Here is a 5,654-nt window from a genome sequence, read left to right as displayed (position 1 = left end):
CCACCCCGTCTACCCGAGACCGTGTGGATCAACCAGCCAGTCCCAAGCCAACCGAGTAACGACCAACTGTCTCATTTGACTTGACATCTACCGTCCGGCCGGACCGTCACGGCGCGGGTCTGGCGCGGTTTTTCTACGAAGACTTCTTTCGACATGCCCGGCTAGGCGGTTGCCGAGAGGTCAGAGCGGTCACCGCACCAGGCAACGAAGCTTCAGTCAAATTCCACAGGCGTCTCGGTTTCACGGTCAGCGACCCCGTGGCTGACTATAACGGCCCGGGGCGACCAATGGTGACGTTCCGGAGGAACTTGGCAGAAGAATAGTTGTCGGGCTCGATGTCGACACGCGGAGCACACGCTCCCGCTGCTGGTTTTCGTTGACGTTGAATGCAAATCAGATCAGCGGGTTTCGCAGGCGACGCCGTCGTGATTGGCGTCGAGGGCAGCCCGATATCCGGGCTGGCCCTGATAGATCGGTGCCGCGCCGGCCGCGCGTGCCGCGTCACAGTTCCGGTAGTAGACGCTGCTGGCTGTCGTAGCCGGCGCTGGCGTCGGCGGTCTGGGTGCGATCGACGCCGGCCGCGGGGTGCTCGTGGTTCTCGTCGGCGTCGTCGCGGCCGGCGCCGCGGCGGTCGCCTGCGGGCGGGAGGCTGTCGTCGCGGGTGCGGCGGTCGCGACCGTGCCGCCGACTCGGCGCGCCAGCTCCTGCCAGCGTTCGTCCCCGTTGCCGAGGGCGTTGGTCGTCCGCTCCCACAGCACGGTGAGGGTGACAGCGCCCCCGCCGGTCCAGATCTTGTCGCACCACTGGGCGGCATCGGCATAGTAGCCGGCACCGACGTGGAACGCCTGCTGGGTCTCGGCGTCTGGCGCGGCCGGGTAGTCGCGAGCGGTCTGCGCCAGGGCGGCGAGGGCCTGGCATGCCGGCCGCAAGGAGGCGCCGTCCTGGGCGGCGATGTGCTGGCGGACGGCCGCGGCCGATGTGGCGATCTGCCCGCGCAGCTCCGTGGTGCCGTCGTACCAGACCAGGGCCGCGGCCGGGCTGGCCGGCGGGCTGGTGGTGGCCGCCGCGCTCGCCGMAGCTGCTGTCGGCTTCGTGCTGTCGCCTCCGGCCGAGGCGATCGCACCGATGATGACCAGGATGACGAACGCCCCGATCAGGCAGCCGCAGCCCTGTCGTTTCTCCTGTGGGCTCATCTCGTCCCACCGCCGCCGTCGCGCCATGGCCGCCCCCCGTGTTGCCCAATGACGTTGCGCATCATGCCGCATCACGGGGTATACAGGCTCATCGGGGTAACAGTTGTCGGCCCGACCCTCTACAGCGGGCTGTTCGGCTTTCCGCATGTGATCGCTGCTGGTTTCACAAGCGGGCGGGTCAGCGTGGTGAACGTGTCGCAGATGACTCGGTGGGTGCCTTCCTCGATCCAGCAGGAGTGGCAGAGCGCTGGCCCACTCCCCGTGTGCTCGGACTGCGGTAGGGGGCCGAACCACAGGTTCGGGGAGCCTGGTTCGCACCGTATGCCCTGGTAAGGATCATCTATACGGGTGAAGATCCAGGGGGTCACGAGACGGCGCGGGTCGTCGGCTGGTGACTCCGTCACGATCACACAGGTCGAGCCGTTCGACGAAACCGACCGGTACCCAGGGTTCGGGGGTGTCAGGCACTCTGCTCCAGCCGCACGCGCAGCTCGTTGAGGTCGTCGGGGTGTTCTGGGCCCTCGCGTCGATCGGCCGCGCGGCGGGTCGCTCGGCGCCAGTGCGCGGGGTGGTCCAGCCCGCCGGCGGCTCCGGCAGCGTCGCGAGCCAGTTGATCAGCGTGACGCCAGCTTTGCGGTAGGTAGTCCGGGTCTTGTGGGATCGGCCGGTGGTGGCCAGGCTCTGGTTTCAGGTGTCCAGCGGGAACCGTCAGACGGGGTCCGCTCTCTCGATGATCGCTATCGCGGGGGGCGAAGTTACCATCTCGCTGACCGCTGATCTTGACGGATCCCGTTGGTATTACTACGGCCCATGCCTGGTCAGGCCGGCTGTGGTGTACCCAACCAGCACTAATGCGAACCTAAACCCGCAGGTCAACGGCCCGACCGTGTCTATCGAACCCGCCCACGCGAAGATCCGACGGGCCGGCTACGCCACCAACACGAACGCTAGGAAGATCGGATAGGGATTGACTGGTGCGGCCGTTTGAGCCCGGCCGGCGATCTCGCGGCCGGCCCGAAGGTTCGGCGTCCGCGGTCCGCGGTGGTGCTTTGGTCGCGTGATCAGGGCCGTTGAAGGTCCACCAGCCCCGGCGATGCATCTTCGATGCCCGCCGGGGCGGAGAAGCCGAAGCGGATTCGGTGACCTGCAAAGCGTGCGGTTGAACGGGCCGGAACCAGCCGTGAATCGGGTATGCTTGATCTGATTCAAGGGGGTGGTGGTATGGACTCGATCGGTGTGGGTGAACGGATCAGGCACGCCATGAGTGCTGCCCAGCTGACCCAACGGGCCTTGGCTCAGGTCACGGGTATCTCGCAGCCGACGCTGTCCCGGATCGTCGCTGGTGATCGGGTAGCCAAGATGACGGAGATCATCGCGATCGCGGGCGCAACCGGTCATTCCGTGGCGGAGCTTACTGGTGTCGGATCGGTGGCCGACCGTGCCCAGTACGCGGCCCGCGCCACGAACGATGCCGAGATGGCCGCGATGCGCCGGGAGCTGTTGCACTACCTGGATCTGGACGCCTATCTGGATGACCAGGGCATCCCGCCGCTTCCGGTGGTGGCATGAGCGCCGAGTCGGACGGGAGGGACGCGGCAGCGCAGTTCCGCCGCGACCATCGCCTGGGGGCACAGGCCCTGGGCGATCTTGTGTCACTCGTCGAGCAGACCACCGGGATCGACGTGGCCGTACTCGACRCAGGCCCGGACGAGCACGGGCTCACAGTGCGCGATCCAGTCCGGAACTCGGTGTTCATTGGCGTGGCGCGGACCGACCGGCCCATGCGACAGCGCAGCTCCCTCGCCCACGAACTGGCGCATGTCCTGTTCGAGGACTGGTCGGAGGCGCCGGAAGAAACGTGGAGCGAGCGTCGACCGGCGGAGGTACGGGCGGATGCCTTTGCCCGGCACCTGCTCATACCGGCGGAGGGGCTGCGCGGGTTCCTTGGCGACCGCGGTCCTGAGGGTATGGACCTCGCGCTGCTTTCGCAGGTGACGCAACGGTTCCTAGTATCCCCGCCGATCGCCGCGATCGCCTTGGAGCAGGCTGGATACATCACGGAAGCCGTGAAAGTGGAGTGGCGAGCTGTCGCCACGCCGTGGCTGGCGGCCCGGTTCGGCTGGATCGACCAGTACCGTGCCCTGCAGGCCGAGTCCGATCAGCGGCGGGCTCCGCAGCGGCTCCTCGCCCRTGCGATCAACGGCTATCTGGAACACGTTGTCTCCRCGCAGGCTCTGGCCACGCTCCGCGGCATCGAGGTCGCGACTGTGGAGACGGAGCTACGCGAGGCAGGCATCGAAGCAGGAGAGCCGCCCCGGGCGTGGACTGACGGCGCCGACCTGCCGGACGTCGACATCGATCTGAGCGGTCTCGACGATGCGGCTGGCGAGTCTTCCCCGGCCCCCACACGGTGACCGTACGGCCGGTCGTCGACGCCGGGCCAGCTCTCAGCTTCCTCGCCGTCAACAAGGAAAGGCTGCTCATCAGTGTTCTCGGCCCGCTCAGCGCCCCGGAGACCGTCGCTTCCGAAGTGGTCCGCAAGGCCCRCTCCGACCCTCGGTTCCGCGCAGCCGAGGCGGTCTGGAACAAACTGACGCCGACCTGGATCGAGATACTCCCCGACGACGTCACCCCGGAGCTCGCGGTTGTCGTCTCCCGGATCAGCCGGCTTCCCATGCACGAGCGCATGAAGGAGAGCAGGGATCTGGGCGAGACCATGGTCGTCGCTCACGCCGTCGTCGCGGCCGAAACCGGGGCGATGGTCACCGTGCTCATCGACGACGGGGTGGGCGCCGCGATCGCCACCACCGAACGAAGGCGGCTGGAGCGGCTACGGACGCAGGGGAGGCCTGTAGGCGGACTGAGACTGGTGAGCACGCTGACCGTTCTGGAACGCGCGGCAGGCAGAGAGCATCTTCCCGACCGCGCCGCGATGCGCTCCCTCTACGCTCGACTCCGCGCCGGTGACGACGGCCTACCGCCGATCGAGAACACCAGACTGCTCGGCTCGGGTATCTGGGAGCATCCCACCAAACCGGAAGCCGGCGAGCCTGGTACCTGAACGACTGTGATGGCCCAGCACTCCAGCGCGCGGCCGCAGGCACCGAAAGATCAGCGGGTGGCGTAGCCGCTCTCGGCCTCTCCTATCCCTGCGCGAACCTGTTCCCGCAGCTCACAGGTCCGATCATGGTGTTGGGTGCACCCAACCAGCACTAATGCGAACCTAAACCTGCAGGTCAACGGCCCGACGGTCTCCATCGGACCAACCCACGCGAAGATCCGACGGGCCGGCTACGCTGGCAACACGAACACCAGGAAAACTGGCTGACGGCAGGCTACGGCAGCAGGGTGAAAGCGGGGACGTGGCTTGGACGGACCACKCTGAAGTGACGGCGGTCCAACGTGGCGATATGCACCGCCTGGAACTTCTCGGCGACCGCGACGACGAAGGCGTCGGCGGTGCCCAGCGGAAGACTTGCATACCGCTCGACCAGATCAGCGGCCCGATGGGCGTCGGCAGGCGTGACGGGTGCCAGCTCGTAGACACCGTCCGCCACGTCGCGCAGAAAGTTGGCCTCGGCCTTCGCTCCGGCCCGGCTGAAGAGCATGTAGCCGATCTCCGAGAGGAGCGGAGCTGGGAGCAGAAGTGGCCCGGGAAAGTTCTGGAGCAGGTCGACGCACTGCCGGTGATGATCGTCCTTGCGGTTGGCGACCGCCACCACCGGGCCGGTGTCGACGACGATCACGCGGTGCGGCGCCCCTCGGCACCCCACGCGTCGCGCACGACTTCCTTGGCGCGCTCGCCCAGATCCGGCTCACCGTCGAAGACGGCGGTCGTACGGAAGCGGCGACGGGGGCGCTCGCCGTGCTCGGCTGCTGCCCATTGCCGCAGCAGCTCCACGGCTTCGGATAGCCGGTCCTCCGGCAGCGCGTCAAGCAGCCGGTGTGCTTCCTCGCGCACGGTCATGCATCCAGTGTAGGAGCCGTGCCCGCCGCTGGCCCTGCTACCGACGTGGTCTCCGTCCCGGGAAGTCCGACATCTCGTTGCGACCCAGCGGTCACGGGCACCCGCAGACCCGGCAGCTCCCACTGCTGTGGTCGGTGATTTCGATCTTGCGAGGGGTGCTGCGGTGGACGAACCCGAACCCGCGGGCCATCTCTGACCGGGTCCTGCGTGTGAACGCCGTCCAGCTCTCCGGGCCGCGCGCGAACCTGCTCATGCAGGTCAGAGGCTTGATCACGCTGGTGGGTACACCCAACCAGCATTAATGCGAACACGAACCTGCAGGTCAACGGCCCGACCGTGTCCATCGAACCCGCCCACGCGAAGATCCGTCGGGCTGGCTACAACGGCAAYACGAACGCAAAGAAGATTGGCTTGGTTTAGTCGGAATTGGGAAACTCGGCGAGCGTGCTTCGCATCGAGATGGTCAATGGATGGTCATCACCGAGGACGCGTCG

At 67.2% G+C, this 5,654-nt stretch carries 8 protein-coding genes; 5 read left to right on the top strand and 3 right to left on the bottom strand.

All coding sequences use genetic code 11. The annotated features are described in order from the left end of the window. The first annotated feature begins 80 nt into the window (after nt 1–80). Complete coding sequence (locus tag BL254_RS24070; RefSeq protein ID WP_076845303.1) at nt 81–323, top strand: GNAT family N-acetyltransferase; 243 nt, start codon at nt 81–83, stop codon at nt 321–323. A gap of 75 nt (nt 324–398) precedes the next feature. Here the strand turns inward: BL254_RS24070 and BL254_RS26615 are convergent, their stop codons facing one another. After that, entirely contained in the window at nt 399–1,193 is a 795-nt protein-coding gene (locus tag BL254_RS26615; RefSeq protein ID WP_076845301.1) for an excalibur calcium-binding domain-containing protein, read from the bottom strand. Between the two features lie 457 nt (nt 1,194–1,650). Between BL254_RS26615 and BL254_RS24055 the strand changes: the two genes are divergently transcribed. The 4 genes from BL254_RS24055 (at nt 1,651) to BL254_RS24035 (ending at nt 4,254) form a co-directional block, all read left to right on the top strand. Continuing rightward, complete coding sequence (locus BL254_RS24055; RefSeq protein WP_076845297.1) at nt 1,651–1,833, top strand: hypothetical protein; 183 nt, start codon at nt 1,651–1,653, stop codon at nt 1,831–1,833. Between the two features lie 581 nt (nt 1,834–2,414). Next, complete coding sequence (locus BL254_RS24045) at nt 2,415–2,762, top strand: helix-turn-helix domain-containing protein (RefSeq protein WP_047225183.1); 348 nt, start codon at nt 2,415–2,417, stop codon at nt 2,760–2,762. Continuing rightward, nucleotides 2,759–3,607 (top strand): ImmA/IrrE family metallo-endopeptidase, encoded by an 849-nt coding sequence (locus tag BL254_RS24040; RefSeq protein WP_076845293.1) that lies wholly within the window; start codon nt 2,759–2,761, stop codon nt 3,605–3,607. Before BL254_RS24045 ends, BL254_RS24040 begins: the two co-directional genes overlap by 4 nt. Continuing rightward, complete coding sequence (locus tag BL254_RS24035; RefSeq protein ID WP_076845291.1) at nt 3,604–4,254, top strand: hypothetical protein; 651 nt, start codon at nt 3,604–3,606, stop codon at nt 4,252–4,254. The genes BL254_RS24040 and BL254_RS24035 overlap by 4 nt, the downstream gene beginning before the upstream one ends. A 274-nt stretch (nt 4,255–4,528) precedes the next feature. Here BL254_RS24035 and BL254_RS24030 read toward each other — a convergent pair whose 3' ends face one another. Beyond that, on the bottom strand, nt 4,529–4,939 hold the full coding sequence (locus BL254_RS24030; RefSeq protein WP_076845290.1) for a type II toxin-antitoxin system VapC family toxin: 411 nt from the start codon (nt 4,937–4,939) through the stop codon (nt 4,529–4,531). Further along, nucleotides 4,936–5,160, bottom strand: a complete 225-nt coding sequence (locus tag BL254_RS24025; protein ID WP_047225187.1) for a hypothetical protein — start codon at nt 5,158–5,160, stop codon at nt 4,936–4,938. Before BL254_RS24025 ends, BL254_RS24030 begins: the two co-directional genes overlap by 4 nt. Nucleotides 5,161–5,654: the final 494 nt, after the last annotated feature.

This window comes from Protofrankia sp. BMG5.30 (genome assembly GCF_001983005.1).
Taxonomy (GTDB): domain Bacteria; phylum Actinomycetota; class Actinomycetes; order Frankiales; family Frankiaceae; genus Protofrankia; species Protofrankia coriariae.
Note: the sequence above shows the minus strand (reverse complement) of the source record. Positions and strands in the feature narration are given on the sequence as shown.

Excerpts from the sequence above, each read along its gene's own strand:
- BL254_RS24045 (WP_047225183.1), top strand. The coding sequence starts at position 2,415 with ATGGACTCGATCGGTGTGGGTGAACGGATCAGGCACGCCATGAGTGCT.
- BL254_RS24025 (WP_047225187.1), bottom strand. The coding sequence starts at position 5,160 with ATGACCGTGCGCGAGGAAGCACACCGGCTGCTTGACGCGCTGCCGGAG.